At 40.0% G+C, this 20610-nt stretch carries 15 protein-coding genes and 1 tRNA gene; 8 read left to right on the forward strand and 8 right to left on the reverse strand.

Going from position 1 to position 20610, the window contains the following annotated elements; genetic code table 11:
• Positions 1–13: 13 nt before the first annotated feature.
• Positions 14–2977: a T9SS type A sorting domain-containing protein gene (locus IPO83_05060; protein ID MBK9730646.1), complete on the forward strand. Its 2964-nt coding sequence runs from the start codon at positions 14–16 to the stop codon at positions 2975–2977.
• A 376-nt stretch (positions 2978–3353) separates the two neighbouring features.
• A complete protein-coding gene (locus IPO83_05065; GenBank protein ID MBK9730647.1) occupies positions 3354–5969 on the forward strand; it encodes an AAA family ATPase in 2616 nt (871 codons plus the stop codon).
• A 655-nt stretch (positions 5970–6624) separates the two neighbouring features.
• Here the strand turns inward: IPO83_05065 and IPO83_05070 are convergent.
• Positions 6625–7029 carry a hypothetical protein gene (locus IPO83_05070; GenBank protein MBK9730648.1) on the reverse strand — a complete coding sequence of 135 codons (405 nt, stop codon included), beginning with the start codon at positions 7027–7029 and terminating at the stop codon, positions 6625–6627.
• Positions 7030–7153: 124 nt separating this feature from the next.
• Between IPO83_05070 and IPO83_05075 the strand changes: the two genes are divergently transcribed.
• The 4 genes from IPO83_05075 (at position 7154) to IPO83_05090 (ending at position 9377) form a co-directional block, all read left to right on the forward strand.
• Positions 7154–7226 (forward strand) — tRNA-Lys (locus IPO83_05075).
• 248 nt (positions 7227–7474) lie between these two features.
• Positions 7475–8401 (forward strand): hypothetical protein, encoded by a 927-nt coding sequence (locus IPO83_05080; protein ID MBK9730649.1) that lies wholly within the window; start codon positions 7475–7477, stop codon positions 8399–8401.
• Between the two features lie 118 nt (positions 8402–8519).
• Positions 8520–8807 carry a helix-turn-helix domain-containing protein gene (locus tag IPO83_05085; protein MBK9730650.1) on the forward strand — a complete coding sequence of 96 codons (288 nt, stop codon included), beginning with the start codon at positions 8520–8522 and terminating at the stop codon, positions 8805–8807.
• A 57-nt stretch (positions 8808–8864) separates the two neighbouring features.
• On the forward strand, positions 8865–9377 hold the full coding sequence (locus tag IPO83_05090) for a ribonuclease H-like domain-containing protein (protein ID MBK9730651.1): 513 nt from the start codon (positions 8865–8867) through the stop codon (positions 9375–9377).
• Positions 9378–9379: 2 nt separating this feature from the next.
• Here the strand turns inward: IPO83_05090 and IPO83_05095 are convergent, their stop codons facing one another.
• From IPO83_05095 to IPO83_05115, 5 genes are all read right to left on the reverse strand, one after another.
• A complete protein-coding gene (locus IPO83_05095; protein MBK9730652.1) occupies positions 9380–10879 on the reverse strand; it encodes a T9SS type A sorting domain-containing protein in 1500 nt (499 codons plus the stop codon).
• Entirely contained in the window at positions 10876–11349 is a 474-nt protein-coding gene (locus tag IPO83_05100; GenBank protein MBK9730653.1) for a T9SS type A sorting domain-containing protein, read from the reverse strand. Before IPO83_05100 ends, IPO83_05095 begins: the two co-directional genes overlap by 4 nt.
• Before the next feature lie 132 nt (positions 11350–11481).
• Complete coding sequence (locus IPO83_05105; GenBank protein ID MBK9730654.1) at positions 11482–12231, reverse strand: ATP-binding protein; 750 nt, start codon at positions 12229–12231, stop codon at positions 11482–11484.
• Positions 12232–12268: 37 nt separating this feature from the next.
• Complete coding sequence (locus IPO83_05110) at positions 12269–13819, reverse strand: IS21 family transposase (GenBank protein ID MBK9730655.1); 1551 nt, start codon at positions 13817–13819, stop codon at positions 12269–12271.
• Between the two features lie 58 nt (positions 13820–13877).
• Positions 13878–14324 carry a hypothetical protein gene (locus IPO83_05115; GenBank protein ID MBK9730656.1) on the reverse strand — a complete coding sequence of 149 codons (447 nt, stop codon included), beginning with the start codon at positions 14322–14324 and terminating at the stop codon, positions 13878–13880.
• A 604-nt stretch (positions 14325–14928) separates the two neighbouring features.
• Between IPO83_05115 and IPO83_05120 the strand changes: the two genes are divergently transcribed.
• Positions 14929–15489 carry a helix-turn-helix transcriptional regulator gene (locus IPO83_05120; GenBank protein MBK9730657.1) on the forward strand — a complete coding sequence of 187 codons (561 nt, stop codon included), beginning with the start codon at positions 14929–14931 and terminating at the stop codon, positions 15487–15489.
• A gap of 215 nt (positions 15490–15704) precedes the next feature.
• Positions 15705–17378, forward strand: coding sequence for a DUF3494 domain-containing protein (locus IPO83_05125; GenBank protein ID MBK9730658.1), 1674 nt, complete (start codon positions 15705–15707; stop codon positions 17376–17378).
• A gap of 144 nt (positions 17379–17522) precedes the next feature.
• Here the strand turns inward: IPO83_05125 and IPO83_05130 are convergent, their stop codons facing one another.
• The gene (locus tag IPO83_05130; GenBank protein MBK9730659.1) at positions 17523–19946 is read right to left on the reverse strand and encodes a carboxypeptidase-like regulatory domain-containing protein; all 2424 of its coding nucleotides are present in this window, start codon (positions 19944–19946) and stop codon (positions 17523–17525) included.
• Positions 19947–20133: 187 nt separating this feature from the next.
• Positions 20134–20550, reverse strand: coding sequence for a nuclear transport factor 2 family protein (locus IPO83_05135; GenBank protein ID MBK9730660.1), 417 nt, complete (start codon positions 20548–20550; stop codon positions 20134–20136).
• Positions 20551–20610 lie beyond the last annotated feature (60 nt).

Below are 20610 nucleotides of genomic sequence, written 5' to 3' on the forward strand. Positions count from 1 at the left end.
TACTTCAAAACTAATGAACCCACATTTTACACTTCGCCCTCTTGGCTATTTGGCCATGCCCTTATTGATGCTCCTGTTGCAGGAAATGCCGGTAATGGGACAAACGTACACTACTAAATTATCGAACCGCAGATCCATCCAGTCAGACTGGGCCGGTATCGGAAGTCAGAACAGCACCCGTGATGGCATGTACATCAGCCATCCTAAAATGCTTACAAACGCGCCGGCGATGAATTCAAAGGTGATTCGTTTTCCTTCCGGCGGAAATGCCAACTGGTGGGATTGGAAAACCGGATGGTTTGTAAACGATCCTAATTCACCGAACCATAAGCCCAATGAAGCTCCTGAATACAATACACTGGAAAATTTCAAGAAATTATTAGATGCCACGGGTGCTGTTCCCCTATTTGTGGTTAATATGATCAGTTCAACACTGGATTATCAGTTGGAAATGCTGCACTATGCAGATTCCCTCGGAATGGCCATAAAATACATTGAATTAGGTAATGAGTTTTACCTTGATGAAGATGAAGATTCCGCTTATATCTATTCGATTTTCCCGAATGCTCAGGTCTATGGAACAGTCGCTTCAAAGTGGATTGATTCCATTCATGCTCATTTCCCGAATGCAAAAGTGGCAGCGCAAGGAGCTTTTAACCGTAACAATCAGGAACGAAGAGTTACGTGGGATGAAGATCTGGTGAAAACGCTGGAAGGTGAAGATGCTATTACCTATCATGAATATTATTCCTCATCCGGAAATGAAGGTAGTACGGGTACTGGGGATGGAAAATACACAGTGAAGGATATTCCTGAATTTCTTTACCGTCCATTTAAGGCATGGAATATTTTGTCTGCTGAAGACCTGCCAACAGTTCGGCCGGGAAAAGAAGTGTGGATCACAGAATTTAATATGCAGGATTTTAATGTTCCTGTACATGGTTCATGGGGACATGCATTATTTGTTGCCACGCAAACGCTGCACTTTCTGGAAAGTGAAAAAATTACCAATGTAAATTTTCATACCGTTTGCGGCAGCGCAGGTTACGGCGGTTATTTCACAGATAATGCAGGATTTAAGTTTAAGTCAGGAGGAAGTTTTCAACAACCGCCCAAACCACCTATCACTACGGCGTGGGATCTTACTGCTTCGGGTAATGCTATTCAATTGATCAATGAAACAGTAAATGGAATGAAGTATGCTTCGCAACTAAGTTTTGAGGGGGTACCTATGGTTTCAGCAGTGGATAAAGATGATACGGTAAGTTATCCGGCACTTTATGGCTGGCAGTTTTCCAATAATAATTCTTCAGCCGCTGTGCTGGTAAATCTCACCGCCACCGACATTAAGATTAGTACAGCGGATGTTTTTAAAGGTGGTGGAAGTTATACCTCTATTTCTGCCGATCCGCTTGATTACATTGCGAATGATGGTGACGTATTGCACAAAAGCGCCACGCTTCCAGCAAATTTTACTGTTAAAGCATATGGAATTATAAAGATCACTTCCAGTTACGTGCCTGATGCTCCGCCTTCAGCCTTCGTAACAGCTGCAGGTTCTACTACTTTTTGCCAGGGTGATAGTGTAAATCTGATGTCAGAAAATGATCATTATGCTTATCTCTGGTCAACCGGAGAAACCACGAAAAAGATATGGGCAAAAAACAGCGGTAACTATTGGTTGCGTGTGTGGGATAAAAAAGAAGGTTACTGGGCGTCCGATACCATCGCTTTAACTGTGAATCCAAAACCTGCAACTCCTATAATCAAGAATACCGGCAAAGATGCATTCTGTATTGGTTCGAGCACAGAACTTACCTTGAAAGACATTGATCCTAATGTTACCTACTTGTGGTCTACCGGTGTTACGAGTACTTTGCTGACGGTTACAAATCCCGGAACATATTACGTAACTGAATCTGATCAGAATGGCTGTTCATCGGTTTCTGATGGCATTACGATTACCGTTAATCCTTTACCGCAGCCGGTAATTTCCGCCGATGGTCCTCTCACTTTTTGCGACGGCCAATCTGTGCAACTTGATGCCGGCTCAGTTTATCCAACGTGCATATGGTCTACCGGTAAAAATGGCCACCTGCTTACAGTTACTAATCCAGGATCTTACAATGCGACTGTTACTGATATCAATGGTTGTAGTAAGGCTTCACCATATGTTAATGTAGTTGTTAATCCCCTTCCCTCAGTCAATGTCACTACTAACGGACCTACTGTTTTTTGTGAGGGTAACTCCGCTACATTTCTAGGGGCTAATTCAGGATATCCGCATTATCAATGGGTAAAAGGATCAAAAGATATCGAAAATGCAACCAGCAAAAACTATTACCCTCTGTCAACGGGTAATTACAAGGTTACCATAACTGATATCAACAATTGCGTTAACCAATCTCCCGAAAAAGACATTACCGTTAATACCAAGCCGAAAGCAAAAGTAACTTTAACAGGCTCCAAAAACATTTGCAATGGTGCAACCCGTACGCTGTCAGCCTATGTTGGAAACGGCTATTTATACCAATGGATTAAAAATGACATAAATATTCCGGGCGCAACACAAAGTATTTATATAGTCAGCACTGCGGGAGATTATAAGTGCAGGGTTACCAACCTGAATGGTTGCACCGAAGATTCAAAAGTGACCACTTTTACAAGCGATTGTAAAGAATCAGATCTTGCAAGTTATGAATCTGAGAGGGAGAGCACAATCACGATCTATCCCAATCCGGCGTACAACATCATTCACATTAACGCAGTTTTTTCTTCGGAAGCACCGCTTGCTCATCTTACAATCAGTAACCTGCTTGGGGTTGAATTGTATTCCGATCAGCAACCTCTTAACGGAGTGCAATACAATAATGATTTAAAACTTCCGGACACTTTTACCAATGGAACTTATTTACTGTCTGTCAACAATGGCAGTCAGGTGATTTTTTCGAAGTTTATTGTCGCCGGCAAGCGATAAGTAAGCCAGTAAAATATTTTGCTATTATAAGGTTGCTGTTCCTTTAAGCACCCTCAATGCTTGATAACATCTTTTGATTATCCCGCCGCTTGCAGTTTTTGGCGGGATAATTAAAGGTTGTTGCAGCAATTTTCTTTCTATAAAAACATTCGCCATCAAACGGTCGTTTTATTTCCGGTTTCTTCTGAAACCGTTTGAATTTCACAGTTTTTCAAGAATATGAAATTGTTTTTCTGAATCTGCATTTTCCATTCGAAACCAAAATGGGTAAAAAAAACATTTTCAACATAATTTTATGTGTTTCAGATGAATCATTTTAATGAATGCAGCCGTGTCCAACCAAATTATTCATTTCTTTATCTGATCAGAAAGCTCCATGCCTAAAAATTCATCGGCCACAAACTATAAATTCCGCGACCTGAAAGTTTTCGGCCCTGCTGATCCTTTGGCAGAAGGTAAGCGCAAATACCAGCAGGTACTCGAAGAAACGGCCACTACCTATGTTTATGCAGAGCTTTCTTTATTCAATAAAAAATTTGATGAAGAAGAATGGAACATAAAAGTGAACCTGAAGGCATTTCATTCAAACGGAAAAGAGATCTGTGACTTAAAGGTAGACCGCATAGTAAAAACCGATGAAAATATTGTTTACATCCGCGAAGGCTGGGGAAACCCTGCTCCCGGCTCTTTCTGGAAAAAAGAACAATACTATTGGGAAGCATGGGTAGATGGCATGTTGGTTGGTTCAAAAACTTTTTATGTTGCCAATAGCGGACGAGTGACCAATGATTCTAATCCTTATTTGAATATTCAATCGGTGAAGTTATATGAGGGACCTAATAATGGTCTGGCTGTTACGGAACGTAAATACTTTTCAAAATTTAACAAAGATGAAACCCGTTTTGTATGGGCTGAAGTAGTGATCCAAAACCTGCTGCCGGATGTTAACTGGCCATGTGAAATACACTTTGATTTTTACAACGATGCCCGTCAGCTAAAAGGACAGTGCATTGAATTCTTTTTCATGAATCCCGACAGCAACCGTCAATATACACTTACAACCGGTTGGGGTTCTGATGTTAAAGGCACGTGGTATCCGGGCAATTTTACTCTCGAAATTATTTTTATGGACCACCTGATTGGCGTGGTACCATTTACGGTGGGGGAGGCAGCAGAAGAAGGAGAAGTGTCCATCCTGAATACGCCTCAGTATCAAATCACAGCACCCAACCAATCAACAGAATCAATTGAGACACTTGATCAGGTAATAAAAATTCTGGATGATCTCATTGGGCTTTCTACCATCAAAACAAAAATTCATGAATACCTCCGGTATCTGGAGTTTACAAAACTTCGCGCGGAAAAGGGACTTGCAACAGATGATAAGCTCAATCTGCATTCCGTTTTTACGGGAAATCCGGGCACCGGTAAAACCACTGTTGCCCGCCTTTTAAGCCGCATTTATGCGAAGATGGGACTCCTTAGCAAAGGTCACCTTGTTGAAGTAGACCGCGCTGACCTTGTGGCTGAATATATCGGTCAAACGGCCCCGCGAACCAAGGAAGTGATCAACCGTGCGCGTGGCGGTGTCCTGTTTATTGATGAGGCTTACGCACTGGCACGAAAGTCAGATGACAGCAAAGATTTTGGAAAAGAAGTGATTGAAATTTTGCTGAAAGAAATAAGCGACGGAAAAGGAGACATCGCCATTATTGTTGCCGGCTATCCGGAGGAGATGCACACCTTCCTTGATTCTAATCCGGGATTGAAGTCGCGTTTCAGCCAGGTATTTGAATTTCCCGACTACCTGCCGCAGGAGCTCGATGCCATTGCTGAGTTTGCACTCAAAGAACGTAACCTTATTTTTTCGCAGGACGCCAAAAAATACCTCTATGAAAAACTAGTGGAAGCATACCGCAACCGCGACCGTTCTTTCGGCAATGCCCGGCTGGTAAATGGTTGGATTGACGAAGCAAAACTAAATATGGGATTGCGTGTGATGCGTCATAAAGATCCCAAATCATTAAACAAAGAGAGCTTCACAACGCTGGAAATGGAAGACTTCCGAAAGATTTTTGCCTCCCGGGATCGTGAGCTTCCGGATATTCCGATAGATGAATTTTTGCTGAAAGATGCCTTGCAAGAATTGAATGCGCTCGTGGGGATGAACGATATTAAGAATGAGATCAATGAGATGGTAAAGCTGGTAAGGTTCTACCGGGAAGAAGGAAAAGATGTATTGAGCCGCTTTTCCCTGCACAGCATTTTTATGGGAAATCCGGGTACCGGTAAAACAACGGTGGCCAGGATTGTTGCCCGCATTTACAAAGCACTTGGTCTATTGGAAAGAGGACATTTGGTGGAAGTAGATAAGCAGGGACTTGTAGCAGGTTATGTTGGACAAACTGCTATAAAAACCTCTCATGTGGTAGACAGCGCAAAAGGTGGAGTGCTGTTTATCGATGAAGCGTATGCCCTTAGTTCTGGTTCAGCAAATGATTTTGGCAGTGAGGCAATTGAAACGCTGCTGAAGAGAATGGAAGATTTACGCGGTCAACTGGTGGTAATTGCGGCCGGTTATACCGACAATATGATTCATTTTTTAGAATCAAATCCCGGCCTTAAATCAAGATTTGATAAAACCTTCCTGTTCGAAGATTACTCACCTGATGAATTATTTGCCATTGCTATGAGCATGTTAAAAGCAGAAAACCTGGTAGCGGATGACGATGCATCCGATCACCTGAAAAAATTCCTGGCCTTCCTTTATGATAAACGCGATAAATATTTCGGCAATGCCCGCAATGTGCGCAAGATCATTGAAGAGTCGGTCAAAAACCGTGACCTGCGGCTGGCTGCGATACCAAAAGAATTACGAACACCAGATCTGCTCGGTAAAATCATTCTGGAAGACGTAGCGGAATTTAAACTCGCTGAACAAACTTCTGATACACGCAAACGAATAGGTTTCAATTTGCCGGGAAAGAATTAATTATAGTGCTCAATACTGATGCTGCTTATTTTCCTGGCCATCAGTCCTTCGCTCCCGATGAAAAATCGGGACATGAACGGAGAGGTGAAGAACAATTTTTAGAATTGTCTTAAATCAAATCAGAAAATCTCCGCTTTGCATCTTATTTTCGCACCACACTTAAAAATAATTGCATTCCATGCTACTTGAAATCTGGTTTCCACAAATTGTAATGGTAGTTGGCGGCGTTGGCGCACTTTTTTGTTTTGTAATGGTACTTGCTCCCGAAATAAAAAACGAAGAGCATCATCACGAAGACCATCATGGACATTAAGGCTTCTTTGAACCCGAATTTTTCATTGTAAAAATCCCACTTTGCTGCGAATCATCACTGCCAGGGGTTGCTCATGATCCTTATAGCGCATTGCTTCGCAAACTCCAGATGTTACGTGGAGCTTAGTTCAATTCTGTGTTGAATTAATACAGCGGATGTAGCCGAACAAGTCAGACCTGTTATTTTGGAAATAGCATAATTGGCATGAAGGCAGTGAAATACACGAAAATGTTTTCTGCGTTTTTCTGTGGCTTCCGGAGGAATATTTATAGACCACCTCACGATAGAATAAAAAAAATCCGGATAGTTTTTTCTATCCGGATTTGTTAATCAGTTAATTGATTATTTAATTTCAGACTTGATTTCCGTACCCTGAAAATTGTATTGTATGGGTTGTGCATTGGGTTTTCTCCATACACAAGTTCCATCAATCTTTTCACCGGTCACTTTGCCCTGCCAGCCCATCGCACCTTCTTTCTCGCTGTTAACTGTTGACATCCAGGTAAAATAATCAGCAGTAGGTTTAGCATACGCTTTGGATTCTTTAAATCCGAATGAGGTAAAGCCCGGAGTTTGAAACATGCCATTCTCAAATAAAATAGTTTGAACAATGGCGGCGTCTTTAGATCCTTCTTTCGTTAATTCAATCTTATATTTTTTGCCATCCAATTGAATGGAAGTGCTCTGCGCCTTTACGGCCTGGACACCAGTTAACGCCACTGCAACAATCAATGCGAGAAGTTTCATTTTCATTTTTTTTGACAGATGATTAATCTAACGAAATTAGACAATTATTATAAATAACCATTCTTTCTTTCACCGAAAATTCCTGACTTTTGCCGTCCGGGTTTTATTACAGATTTTAAACCATGTCTTCGTAGCTCAGTTGGTAGAGCAGCTGACTCTTAATCAGCGGGTCCAGAGTTCGAGTCTCTGCGAGGACACTTAATATATTTGTAATAGACTGTAAATCATAGTATTAGAAGTAATATTTTAGACAAGGGTAAACTTAGGGTAAACATTCAAAGCTTTTTTCCATTTGCCTAAATTTTCCATTTCTCAATGCATTACCTTATATCTGTTCCCTCATTTACGTTGGAATTCCCCCATGATTTTGTATCGTAATAGAGTAAGGTGTTAGCTTTTAATAGCTCTATAACTGTGTATTAATTCAAAAACAACATTTCCTGTAATGAAAAAAGAAGCTATCACTTTTGAAGAAGAAGAAGTATTTGAAAACTATTCGTATTCAATTAATACTGCAACCATATTTTGGAACGAATATCAATTTAAAAGAGAACCAGAATCCTTTGAATGGAAAACTTGTCCATTCGGAATTGGAAAAGATCTTGAAAATATCATTCAGAGCCTATTAGTGAATCATGCTGAACCAAGAGTTGATTATTCTCCTAAACGGCGCAAGTTTTTGATAGAAAAGTATAATACATTCAGTAATGATTTTTTCGCTCGAGAGCCATTCCTTTTAGATTTTTTCGTGCCAGCCTATAATAAGCCCAAGAACAAGAATGGAAACAATCACTTGACATTTGGCGGAGACCGCTACTACTACCTTTACAGTTACGCACAAGCGGTTATAGTCAGCAGGAAAACAGTAATGGATTACCAGTTTGAGCTCCTCTTCGCCTTCGCCCTTCGCCAGTGTGATTTGATGCATATTGATTCATTCCTCAATTTTCATTTTGAAAGTAATTTCGCAGGAACGGCAAAAAAATATTGCCAATATCTTAAACAGATAACTCGGAAATTCGCATCAAAACTGTTGACAACTGAATTATCAGATTCCATCAAAGAATGGATTGTAGAAAATGAAAACTCTGAAAAAGAATCTGGAGTAGAGAAGATCAAAACTTACTTGACTGTAAAACAACTTGCTTTTATATTCAGGGCCTTAAAGGAGATTAAATTGATTGAGGGTAAAACCGAAAAATCTATAGCTAAGGTTATCAGCAAAGCTTTTGATTCAAAAGCACAAGAAGATTTAAGCCCCGAAAGTGTATACAACCATTACTATGCACTTGATTATGGTGCCATTGAATTTTGGTTGATTCAGTTTCCCAAACTGGAAAAATTTACAAAAAAGCTGAAAGAAAAAAAGTAATATAATCGATTGAATATCAGATACTATATCAGGGTTGTACAACCCCCTACTACTATTATTTCACCTTTGCATACTCACATATTTGTATCCAGTTCATTTAATAAAACTGGATACAAATATGGACGTAATCACCATCGAATCTAAAGCATTCCAGCAACTGCTGGAGCAACTCAATCAAATTAAAGCTGGTATTGATACCCGCCTGAAAACAACGGCGCCTGACGACCCGTGGCTGGACAATAACGAAGTCTGCAAATGGCTCAAGGTGAGCAAGCGCACACTGCAGAACTACCGCGACAACGGGGAACTCTCTTTTAGCCAGGTAGGTGCAAAGATTTTATACAAGACCAGTGACGTGGAAGATTTTCTTAAACGCCATTATAAAAAAGCCTTCAGCATCAAATGATGAAAATATATCTGGGCAAAGGTTTCAGGAAAAATTTCACTGTGTAAAATCAACAATATGGCTAAAGAAAAAGTGATCAATCTCTACATTGATGCAGAATGGTATTTAAACCAGCGAATCTTTCTAATTGGGTATTCATACGACAACAAATACTTTGGGCAGCTCTACGGGAAGAAGCTGACACCGAAAAACTTCAAAAAACTATTCAGCAAAGTAAACGGCAGTGTTTTTTGTTACGGCCCGGACACCGGCATGCTGGAAAAATTCTTTAAATGGAAATTCAGGGATAAATTCCGGTGCGTGAACCTGATGAAGGTATTTAAGGACTTTATTAAAAAAGGAAGTTTTAAACTTAAAGACCTGGAGCACCGATTTGGTATCCGACGCAAAGTGATGAAATACAAAACCAGCATCTTCCAAATCTGGAGGGATTGGCGCAATCCAACGAAAAAGAAAGCAGTGCTGCTTTACAATAAAGAAGATGTTGTGAATCTCGTTAAACTTGCTTTGAAAATATTTCAAAAATTTAAAGTAAAAATCAGATATCTTGAAAAAATAAGACTGAAATAAAGCTATCGTTGAACTACAATTTTCTCACTCCAAAGCTTTACTTCATTACACGTTATGACAGCAAAATACACCCCATCAGTCAAATTACGAACATTGAGTAACCTATTTTTGAAATAATAGAACAAGCTAACATATCCAATTTTCCTTCCATTGATGTCGTATAAGGTAAGCAGGCAATCTTCTTTCGTATTGTAAATTATGTTGAGCCATTCACTTACAGGATTAGGGGCGATGCGAAAAGAAGCTTCAATTTTTGAAGTGAGTGGTGTTGAAATCAACAATGTATCACATGGAGATCCAGACAATGGCCCAAGATCATAGTTAGGATGATTGGGGACTGAAAAATTACTGTTACTGTCCGGCAATTCCAATCCGCGCTGTATTACCTTACATGCAATTCCAAAACTATCTGGTTGATCAATTATATGTAGTGAATAGCAGCTATTGAATGTGGAAATATAAATTTTATTATCCGGGGCAAGTTGACCTAGAAAAAACCATGTATTAAATGGCTCACTAATGCCATCCCATTCAGAAACTAGAACCATGGAATTTTCTGGATCTGTTGCCCATGTATCATATTGCCATATTTTTTTGTAGGTGTCTGCATATAAAAATCTGCTATTTGCTGAGAATGCTCCTCCATGAGAATAATATGGATACGTAGAATCTGGAATTGTTAAAATATATGGACTACTAAGTTCCCCAGAGCATCTATCAAAATCATATAATTCAGCAAAATTATCGTGTCGAATAACAGCATACCTAGTCCCGTCAGGTGAAAAGGTTGCCATGCCACTAAAATCATTTGAAGTATGATACGGACCAACCTCTTGTTGATAAGGTCCATAAATGCCATTGGGTGTAACAAGTAATTTGTAAAATATATTTGAATAAAACTTGTGAGAAATTATCCACCAGTCTCTGCCATTAGCATGCTTACATGCAGTAAGTCTACCCTGACTCACTGTATCATCTATACAATAAACATTTTTTTTCTCAGCTACAATTCCTCCGAAACCATTATCCAATGAGAGGTCAATTAGGCTACAACTAAGATGTAAAGGTTGTACCTGAGTTGAGCCATGAGCAAAAAATTGTTCGCCTGTAACATAGAACAACCAATACAAAGAATCTGAAGAAGGATAAGGAATAAACAAGCACCCTTGTGAAAACCCATGACCAGAATACTGATAATAATTAGTAGCCCACCCAGGATTGAAATCAACTGAATTGCTCAATACTTCATGATTACGATTGGCGACATAAATCCCATTGGTATAAAAAAGTATCTGTCCCGCAGTATCACAAATACTGGCATTAGTGACAAATAATGGCATAGGGCTGTAAATGTCATATACCTTCGCAGTGTCATTGCTAAAGTCAATGCCAACTCTGTTCAATGGATATGAATCATTTCCAATTAACCAATTTAAAGTTCTATTTTGTCCATAGGAGTAAATAGCGTTAAAAAGGAAAATACAAGAAACAAACAATTTCATCTTAAGAGCACCAATTTTTGATTGAATAAATCCACATCATTTCTCTCAATTTTTACTAAATATAAACCTGCTGATAAATTTTCAATGCTGATCTGTTTTACATTCAATTCGGCAGTTAACTGTTCCCGCTTTAATCTTCTGCCAGAAAGATCCTCAATGATTATAAAAGTATTAACCTGAAATGTTTCGGGACACATGATATTAATAAATGTTGCTGCTGGATTGGGATAAAGGCTAAAGTGTAAATCAGTCTCATTTGAATATTTAGGACTACTGGAAGTATCGCACAATTCTGCATCATCAAAAGTGGTAGCATCTCCGGATAAAAATAGAAGTTCCCTGGCTTCATAGACAGCTGGACCACCCGTAAAGGGACATTGTGAAGCTATTTCTAAAAGATCATCAATCTCGGTACTACCTAACGTAAAGTCTTCAATAGCGATAGTGGATAGAAGTATACTATTTATCAATTTGCTGTTAATTGAAATAATATGGAAAATCCGCGGATGTTGACCACCCAAATTCGCGGCAAACTGACCACCCTAAGTTAAGTTGCTTGAGTTGCACTAAAAAGGTTGTTTCAGTTTGTTAAAAATAACTTTTTATTCGTTGTCGTCTTCTGATTTTTTACGTTGGTTTTTTCTGAGCGATTCTCCTTTGAGTTCTATTCGTTGTGCATGATGCAGGATTCTGTCAAGTATAGCATCAGCCACAGTTTTTTCTCCAATCACTTCATACCATTGTTTGACCGGAAGCTGTGAAGTGATGATGATAGAACGTTTGCCATGCCGGTCTTCTAAAATCTCAAGCAAAGAAGTTCTGCTTGCCTGATCAAAGGGCTGTATTCCAAAATCATCCAGTATGAACAAATCCTGTTTTTCTATTTTGGCGAACTCCCTGATGGCCGAGCCATCGGCTTTCGCCATTTTAAGTTGCGCAAATAGCCGGGTTGCATTAGCATACAATACCTTAAATCCCTGACCACAGGCCTGCTGTCCAAGTGCTGATGCTAAAAAGCTTTTACCCGTTCCTGTAGGTCCAGTGATCAGGATATTTTCATTCTGTGTGATGTACTTACCATCTGCAAGGCGTTGGATATGATTTTTATCCAGCCCTCTTTGACTGCGGTAATCCAATTGCTCGACAGTAGCTTTATACCGGAAGCGTGCATTCTTAGTAGTTCGTTCAATGGACCGGTTGTGACGATCATCCCATTCACTGTCTACAAGCATTGCTGTCATCTCATCGGCGGTTAACGGTTCATTTCTTTCTGCCTGCAGGCTGGTGCTAAAGGCACGGTGCATTCCATGTAAATGCATTTGTTTCATTTTGTCAAGTGTGTCTGTGTTCATGTGATTTGGTTTTTATGATTGAGTAAAAAAATAAATGCTATTGGTAGTAATCGCTGCCCCTTATGTTTTGATGTTGTGGCATCGATACTGCATCATGCTGCTCTTCAGCGCTTAATTCGTCCAACCTCCTTTCCAGTATTTGCACGATGATTGGATAATTATATATCCCATAATCATTCGCTCTGCGACAAGCCCTGGTTAGCCGTTCACTACCTACTTTGCGAGCAAGGTTGAGAATACCTAAGCAGGATCTATAAGCTTGTTCAGGATGTTGTTTGTTTTCTATTACCCGCAGAATATACCCGGCCACTTCTTCATCAATAGCCTTTGCCTGCTCTACAAATTTTTCCGGTGTCCATTCACTTAAGTACCGGTGCGCCGATGCCAGGTGCTCTGTGATAGTAGTGTATTGATATCTGCGACCCTGCCGCAGATGAGTGGCGATCTGTTCAAATTTATAATAGACGTCAATACGTACAGGCGTGAAAAGCATTTTTACTTTCTTGCCGATAAAGCGATAAGGCACACTGTAATAATGTTTATCGGCAGCAAGACAGACATGGCCATTCTTCATGACCGTTGCAATGTGTTGTTGCTTAAACTGGTATCGATAAACCGGTAATGGTTGCAGGGTTTCTTTCTCAACTTCCTCAAAGTGCATGCGCCTGCTGTAATCACGTCCCTGCAACAGTGCATTGTTTAACAACTCCAAAGCTTCGCCGATAGCAATGTTGAGCGATTCAATCGTGAAATAGGTGTGTGTGCTGATGAGCGCATAGATGCGCGAGTAAATAATTTTAACCATCCCTTCCACCAATGATTTATCCTTTGGCCGGTAAACTCTTGCAGGAAGTATCGAAGTACCATAGTGTTCAGCAAAGTCAGCAAACAGTTCATTGATCGTCGGCTCATATTTACTGCTTTTGGTAACGGCTGATTTAAGATTGTCCGGAACAATAGCTGCTGGTACACCACCAAAATACCGGAGTGCATTTTCACAGGCTCCGATAAAATCTTCCCTGCGTTGAGTGGTTACTGCTTCTACATAGGTCAGCTGGCTACAACCCAGTATGGCAACAAATACTTCTACGTCCTGAACCTCGCCAGTTTCCTGATCGGTGATGCTTAGTTTTTCTCCGGCAAAATCTATGTACATCTTATCACCGGCTTTATGCTCCATATGCATCACCGGCTTAGCACGTCCGGTATAATCCGTAAAGTATTTATGGAAACATGTATGCTGATATCCTCCCGGGTGCGCCTGCAGGTACTGTCGCCATAGCATCCTGATCGTTACGCCCTTTTTCTTAAATCGCTTCTCCAGGTCGGGAAGCATTTGTTGTAGTACTTCATACCGCTGATCCTTACCTACTGTTTCTACGGAACCAAACAGCACTTCTAATTCTGTATCAGACATACTGCTGAGCAGATCATAAGTGATCTTCTCGCTGATAAACCTGCGGATATATTTTTTAACCGTATTACGCGATGCTCCCGTCTGTTCACTGATTTGTACTTTACTCTTGCCTTGAGTAAATAAACGCAGGATCTGTCTTATCTTGGACATTAGAATTGTTTTATTAGCCATCTGTCAGAGGGGTTTGGTACCCAACCTCCAACATTTGAAACCATTAAAACAACCTTTCTTATGTGCAGCTTAAGGGGTGGTCAATTTGCCGCGGATTCAGGTGGTCAGTTTGCCGCGGATTTGCCTGGTCAGCTTGTCGCGGATTCACGTGGTCAGTATCAGCGGATTTTCCAGCTTCATCGGCAAATGCAAAAAAATCAGTGGGTTTCCGACCGTATATCTTTTCCTTAAGTTGTCGTGTAGTAAGAGACTTGGAAACAGTTTCATGTTCAAATACCTGGTCCTGCAATTCGGTAAATTTATTCGATATGTAAGAATTAAGTCGGTTGCTATTTGGAAAACCGGACTTCACTTTTTTGTTTTTCTCATCCCAGAATTTACTTGGAACCAATACACCGGTGGAGATATAATTGATCTTTCGATCCTTTATAATGCGCAGATGTATTGGAGCTGCCTGATCTGCATTGAGTTTATCTTTTCTAAATATTACAGAGACACTTGACATAAAATGATGGTTTTGTTCACTGTAAGATAAGGCAAAAAACAAGAAATGGGGTAAACATTTTCAACATTTTACTAACATTGCATACAACGTTTTTCAATTTATAAATACATAAAACACTGATTTACAGGTAAAACAAAGTAAAGGAAAGAAAATTAAAGAAATAGAAGTAGTCTCTGCGAGGACACCTTTTCCGGTTTTGTTTTACAACATTGACAAACTCGTGTATGTAGGGTTATGTTTCCTAAAAATGGGGCTGCACCATTTGCTTTCACATAATTGAAAGGCTTCCTTAAATAACATCTTCTTTATCAGTCCAAAATTTCCCTCGCTGCATTTTTGCGCCGCCAGGTCAGAACCGCTGCTATTGATATCAATTCATACTAACCTTACTATTCAAACTTTTTATGCAACGGTTACCCGATTTAAAGTAACTTTATTCAGACATCCCTTTATTGTCCATAAATATAAAAGACGGGTGCGTATTTAAGAGAAGATGGCTTCGTTTTTTCTTTGTCACAATAAATACAACGTGAATTGTAAAAGGTGAATTTTGGCAACAAGAAATAGCGAGAGAGCATGGACATTTGATAATACAACTGATGACATGAGAATATACATCAAAAATATGGTCAGTCTCCGGTGTAAAATGATTGTGGAGGCAGAATTAAAAAGGCTAAAAATTAAGCATGCAGTTGTTGAATTGGGCGAGGTAGATATCATGCAACCGCTTTCAGACAGCAAGCGATATCTTTTGAAAACAGTTTTACAATTGTCAGGTCTTGAATTAATGGACGATAAAAAAGCAATCTTAGTAGAGCGGATAAAAAGTATCATCATAGAGATGGTGCATTATTCAGATGAGTTGCCCAGGGAAATGTTTTCTTCGTTTTTAACTGCGAAACTCCATTATAATTATAGTTTTCTGTCAAATCTTTTTTCGGAAGTGAAAGGAACTACTATAGAGCAGTTTATCATTTTACATAGGATTGAAAGAGTGAAGGAATTTATTCTTTATAATGAACTGAACCTGACGCAGATTGCGGATAAAATGCATTATAGCAGCGTCGCCCATTTATCCAATCAGTTTAAGAAAGTGACCGGCCTTACCCCTTCCTTTTTTAAATCGCTTAAGAATAAAAGACGGACGGTGCTGGAAAGCCTGTAGTCGTTTTGCATTGATGAGTGAGGTGCTGAAACTCCGTTATGCCCCATTGGATAATTTCTCCAACACCAATAGACTATACTATTTGGTTACACCTTATAATAAATATTCATATAGTAATCATGTAACTTAAATATTAAATTGTGTAACGAGTATATGTTTATATTTATTCAACTTTGTTAAGTGAAAAATTAATCTAATCATTAAACCCACTTAACATGAAAATTAATTTACCGTATTATTTATCCGGCCTTCTAATGTTGGCAATGCTGAATACCAGCTCAGGACAAGCGCCTCCTCTTGGTTTAACTTCCAGTTTCGCACTGTTCACAGCGGTAGGAGCTTTTTCAAATGATGGAACATCTGCTGTAACAGGAGATATAGGAACAAATGTGGGTGCTTTCAGCGGATTTCCTCCAGGCATTGTAATTGGACAAATACATGTAGCGGATGATATTTCAGCGCAGGCTGCAGCCGATGTGGATGTTGCATACAGTTTTATGGGAGGAATTACCTGTGGTGAAGTGATTGGTACCACTATGGGAGGTGGACAGGTTCTTGGCCCAAATGTATACTGTCTTGGTGCCGCTTCCACCATCAATGGTGATTTGTTGTTAGATGGACAGTGTAATCCTGATGCGCTTTTCATTTTTAAAATTGATGGCGCTTTGTCTACCACTGTATTTTCCAGGGTTATCCTCATCAATTCCGCTTCGTTGTGCAATGTTTGGTGGCAGGTAAACGGAGCAGTTTCTCTTGGAGAAAATTCAGTTTTCAGGGGTAACATTCTAGCAAACGGCGCTATCAGCTTGCTGGAAGCCTCTTCACTTTTTGGGAGAGGACTTTCACGTGCAGGAGCAATTGCATTGCATAACAACGTTGTGAATATGGATATGCAGCCGAGTGCTTCCCTCATTTTTGCAAATGGTCCTACCACTTTATGCAATGGTGAAACCGTGATGCTTTCAGGAAATTGTGGTGGCACCTGGAGCAATGGTGAAACCACTGCAACTATCACTGTAAGTGCAGGTGGCGATTACTTTGTAACCAACAGCAATGGCTGCGGCAGCGCTACTTCCAATGTGATCAATGTTACCACCTGCACAATATGCAGCCTTACAGTAAATGCAGGGGCAGATGTTTTCAAGTGCCATGGTAAATCCATTCAGCTCAGTGCAACAAGTGATGATCCAACTGCTATATACAGTTGGTCGCCTACAGAAGGGTTGGACGACCCCAATATTGCCAATCCAACTACCAGCGTAACGCACACAACAACATATACCGTTACAGCTACCGCTGCAAATGGATGTACAGCGACTGATGAGGTTACGGTCACTGTGTATGATCTGGTAAAGGCCAAAATTAAAATCAAAAGCAACACTGCAAGTTGTGCTGCGCCTTGTGTGAAACTAGCAACTCATTCCAATGATAATTACGTTTATACCTGGCGGTATAATAATGCTGACGCTACAGTTGGTAACATCCATTCTCATACCTATTGTGCCTGTGAGTCAGGAACGTATTCAGTGTATGTAACGGATACATCGTCCGGCTGTATGCACCATTCGAAAAAGATTGAAATTATTATTGCACCAAAGATGCAGGATGCTGATCAGATTACAACGGATCACGAAATACAAATCAATGCCTGGCCCAACCCTGCCAACAACAACCTGAATGTTTCAATACAGAACGCAAGGGAAGGTGTGGTAACTGTGCAGTTACTTGATATGCTCGGAAGAGTGCTACAGGTTGTCCATCTGAATGGCGATGATATTAGTACCAATGAAACGATCAGCTTCAACCTGGAGCAGTTGCTTGCAGGAATGTACTTTGTAAGAATAACCAACGGAGACTTTAACGCAGAGCAAAAAGTGATTAAGAATTAGGAATTGAGATTTGATTATAATCAGTATGATTATTGACCATTGACAAACTACTAATGACTTATGACTAAATGACCAATGACCAAAGAAAGAGAGTTGCTTTTCGAAGCAACTCTCTTTTTTGTTATAAGTAATGCTTTACAGACACTATTTGAAGTTATACGACCAACTCAGTTTAAAGGCAAGGTTATCAAACACATTGCTGAATGCATAAGGACCGTATCTGTAGAACACTCCACCACCTGCATTAAACCGAACGATGTTAAAAAATTTCTTTCCAAAGATATTGTTGATCATCAGGCCCGATTCAAAATACCCTTTATTCATGCTGATTGCTGCAGTATTCAGATGAACTTCAGGATGTGATAAAGTGCCCCAGCCGATATTGGTAACGAAAACAAAGTTGGGTTGAAATTTTCCCCACCGGATCACATTGCTTTGAAAATCCTGACGGAAATAAAAAGAAGCAAAGCCATCATCAATGAATTCATTCGAGCGCATGGTTTGAAAACTGTTAGCAGAAAATAATCCAAGAAATGCAAAATTCGACCTGCCGCTGAACAGATCCGTTGCAGGAATGGAATGATTCACCCAGCCACCTTCGAGGGCGATGGAAGTAATACCAATGGATTTGGTAGGAAATGAATAACTGAATTTCCCTTCGTATTTGGTATAGGTGAATTCACCATTCAGAAATCCATTAATACCCTGTGTTATCTGTAGCCATACGGTTGGATAACCCATGTTGATCCAGTAATACCGGTCGAGCGATTGTATAATGCGCTCTTTATAAGAAAAGCGCGCCGAGGCTTTAAATCCGGCAAAGTCAAATTGATTCTGTAAAACCGGATCGCCTGAATCAGTATTTACAAACTGGTAAAAGTCAGTGGGCTTTTTATTTACATCAAAAGCTGTAAGCTCAAGATTTACATATTTGCGTATTCGTGAAGTAAAAGCAATTTCCCTCCGGTCAACAAAATCAAAATTAGAGATCGTATAGCTTCTTAAATTTTCATTGTTCCCAAAATAACTTCCCTGGAAATAATGTGTCCCGCCCCGTTCTTCATAGGTACGGTCATAATTCAACCTTAGCTTTATATTTTTCGGGTAATACAATTTCCATTCAAAAAAGCCACCGTATTTCCAAATCTCATCACGAAGACCATATCCGGCAAAAGCTCCTATCTTAAACTTTCTCATCAGGTCGCTGTTTGTTTCAAGTCCCATTCCCAAACGAACTCCTTCCTGCCTGTTGAATTTTAACACGTTGTACAACTGAATACTTACATAAGGCAATTTTAAATTTCCATCCTGCAATGAACTTAAGACGCTCAGCTTATTATCGAAATTGTTCTTTTTCCCTACGCTGTCGAGCATGTTATAAGTAACTTTCTCTTTTGCGGAAAGCGTATCAGTCCGTTGCGCTACCCAATAGTCATTGGGTTTAGTCGCGGCATCTTTAAGTATATCAATGCCCACACCATCAAAATCCTTTTTAGTGAGCGGAGGATTGATGTCCGCCTCCTTGATGTTCGTTGTTCCTGACATGCTTACTTTCAATCCTTCAATTGCAAATTTTTTAAACCCGATGTCTGTGTTGATTTGTGAAATAAACCAATGCACAGAATCGGCCTTTGCATATCGTTGTTCGATTTTGACAAACATACTTGCAAGCGAGGTATCCGATGGTTCTGCTACCACACGCTGTATCGCGTATCCATCCGTATTGATTTCCAGCATTCCTTTCAGCGAAGTGAAATGCTTTCCTCTCGCCGGATTGTAAGTCATAACAAATACCGTATCGCTCCCTGAATAAATGGTATCAGTGATATTGAAGAAATATTTTTCCCAGCTATTCGGGCTGATCGGATTTACGAAATCTGTAGCAGCAATATTGATGAATGGCTTGTAAAAATTAGTGGTTTGAAACTCTGAGGTGAGTACTGTAAAATTCGGATTCTGCAATCCTGACACTTTCTGTGCAATCACCAATTCCTTGGTGAGATCAGGTGCAAGATGGGTGCGTTTTACTACAGATTCCATAATCAAAAGGTGATTGCTATCGAGATACTTAAACAATTTTGTGTGCAGCGAATCTTTCACGGCACCGGAATCCGGAATACCTGATACTACAAATTTTTCATAGGCCGTATACGCGTAGGAATTCAAATTAGCATAGTTATTTAGCTCACGGTTTTTTACGGCTGCTCTTATTATTCTGTTGGCTGGATTTTCTCCAGCCAGCACCGTCACGTTTTCCAGCTCCTGCTCTTGTGCAATCATAAAAACATTCAACCATTCATTCCTGTCTGTTGCATTGAATAAAATTCGTTGGGGCTTATAACCAACGAAACTAAACGTCAATGATGTAATTGGTTTTAGCGATTTAATTGCAAAATGACCCGTGGAATCCGCGCTTATGCCGGTTGTATTGTTGTCGTTAATTATTATGGTGGCGTAGGGAATTGGAAGATTGCTTGCAGAGTCCGCCACAAAACCCTGAAGTGTGGTAATCTGAGCCCTTAGCAAAGCAGGGAGCAGCACGAGAAGTATGAAGAGTATTTTTTTCAAAAAGTTACGCCGTTATAATTTTCCGGCATTTGAAAAGCTCGGGGTGCAGGCAAAGATACTACTACGATGTAACATGGAATAAATTCCAACTCTTATGAAGTCTGTTGAATTAATTGCCATGGAGGTACGAAAGAACACAGAAAAAATTTCCGTGCATTACGTGCTTCCGTGGCAATTTGAATGATTTCTATCTGAATTTTCTTTCACCTTCCGTGATTTGTAAATCATTGATGCTGGCAAACCGCTTTTGCATATAACCGTTTTCATCAAACTCCCACATCTCATTTCCATAACTGCGAAACCATTGGCCTGCTGTATCATGCCATTCATATTCAAAACGTACGGCCATCCTGTTGTCTTTAAAACCCCACAGTTCTTTTTTGAGCTTATAGTCCAACTCCTTATCCCATTTGCGTTTCAGGAATGCTTTCACTTCTTCCCTGCCACGAATAAATTCTGTCCGGTTTCTCCATTCAGTGTCGGGCGTATATGCCATCGCTACTTTTTCAGGATCTTTTGTATTCCATGCATCTTCAGCAGCCTGCACTTTCTGCAGGGCGGTTTCCATCGTAAAGGGCGGAACAGGGAAGCGTTTGTTTTCCATACTCATTTGCTTTGAATGCAAATATAATTGTGACAGAAGTACCGCCGCTCTTTTTTTCAG

The sequence above is a fragment of the Chitinophagaceae bacterium genome, from assembly GCA_016717285.1.
Classification (GTDB): domain Bacteria; phylum Bacteroidota; class Bacteroidia; order Chitinophagales; family UBA10324; genus JACCZZ01.

Bases quoted from the DNA above. Each gene is read 5' to 3' on its own strand.
- IPO83_05060 (MBK9730646.1), top strand. From the start codon at position 14: ATGAACCCACATTTTACACTTCGCCCTCTTGGCTATTTGGCCATGCCC.
- IPO83_05065 (MBK9730647.1), top strand. From the start codon at position 3,354: ATGCCTAAAAATTCATCGGCCACAAACTATAAATTCCGCGACCTGAAA.
- IPO83_05070 (MBK9730648.1), bottom strand. From the start codon at position 7,029: ATGAAACTTCTCGCATTGATTGTTGCAGTGGCGTTAACTGGTGTCCAG.
- IPO83_05080 (MBK9730649.1), top strand. From the start codon at position 7,475: ATGAAAAAAGAAGCTATCACTTTTGAAGAAGAAGAAGTATTTGAAAAC.
- IPO83_05085 (MBK9730650.1), top strand. From the start codon at position 8,520: ATGGACGTAATCACCATCGAATCTAAAGCATTCCAGCAACTGCTGGAG.
- IPO83_05090 (MBK9730651.1), top strand. From the start codon at position 8,865: ATGGCTAAAGAAAAAGTGATCAATCTCTACATTGATGCAGAATGGTAT.
- IPO83_05095 (MBK9730652.1), bottom strand. From the start codon at position 10,879: ATGAAATTGTTTGTTTCTTGTATTTTCCTTTTTAACGCTATTTACTCC.
- IPO83_05105 (MBK9730654.1), bottom strand. From the start codon at position 12,231: ATGAACACAGACACACTTGACAAAATGAAACAAATGCATTTACATGGA.
- IPO83_05110 (MBK9730655.1), bottom strand. From the start codon at position 13,819: ATGGCTAATAAAACAATTCTAATGTCCAAGATAAGACAGATCCTGCGT.
- IPO83_05115 (MBK9730656.1), bottom strand. From the start codon at position 14,324: ATGTCAAGTGTCTCTGTAATATTTAGAAAAGATAAACTCAATGCAGAT.
- IPO83_05120 (MBK9730657.1), top strand. From the start codon at position 14,929: ATGAGAATATACATCAAAAATATGGTCAGTCTCCGGTGTAAAATGATT.
- IPO83_05125 (MBK9730658.1), top strand. From the start codon at position 15,705: ATGAAAATTAATTTACCGTATTATTTATCCGGCCTTCTAATGTTGGCA.
- IPO83_05135 (MBK9730660.1), bottom strand. From the start codon at position 20,550: ATGGAAAACAAACGCTTCCCTGTTCCGCCCTTTACGATGGAAACCGCC.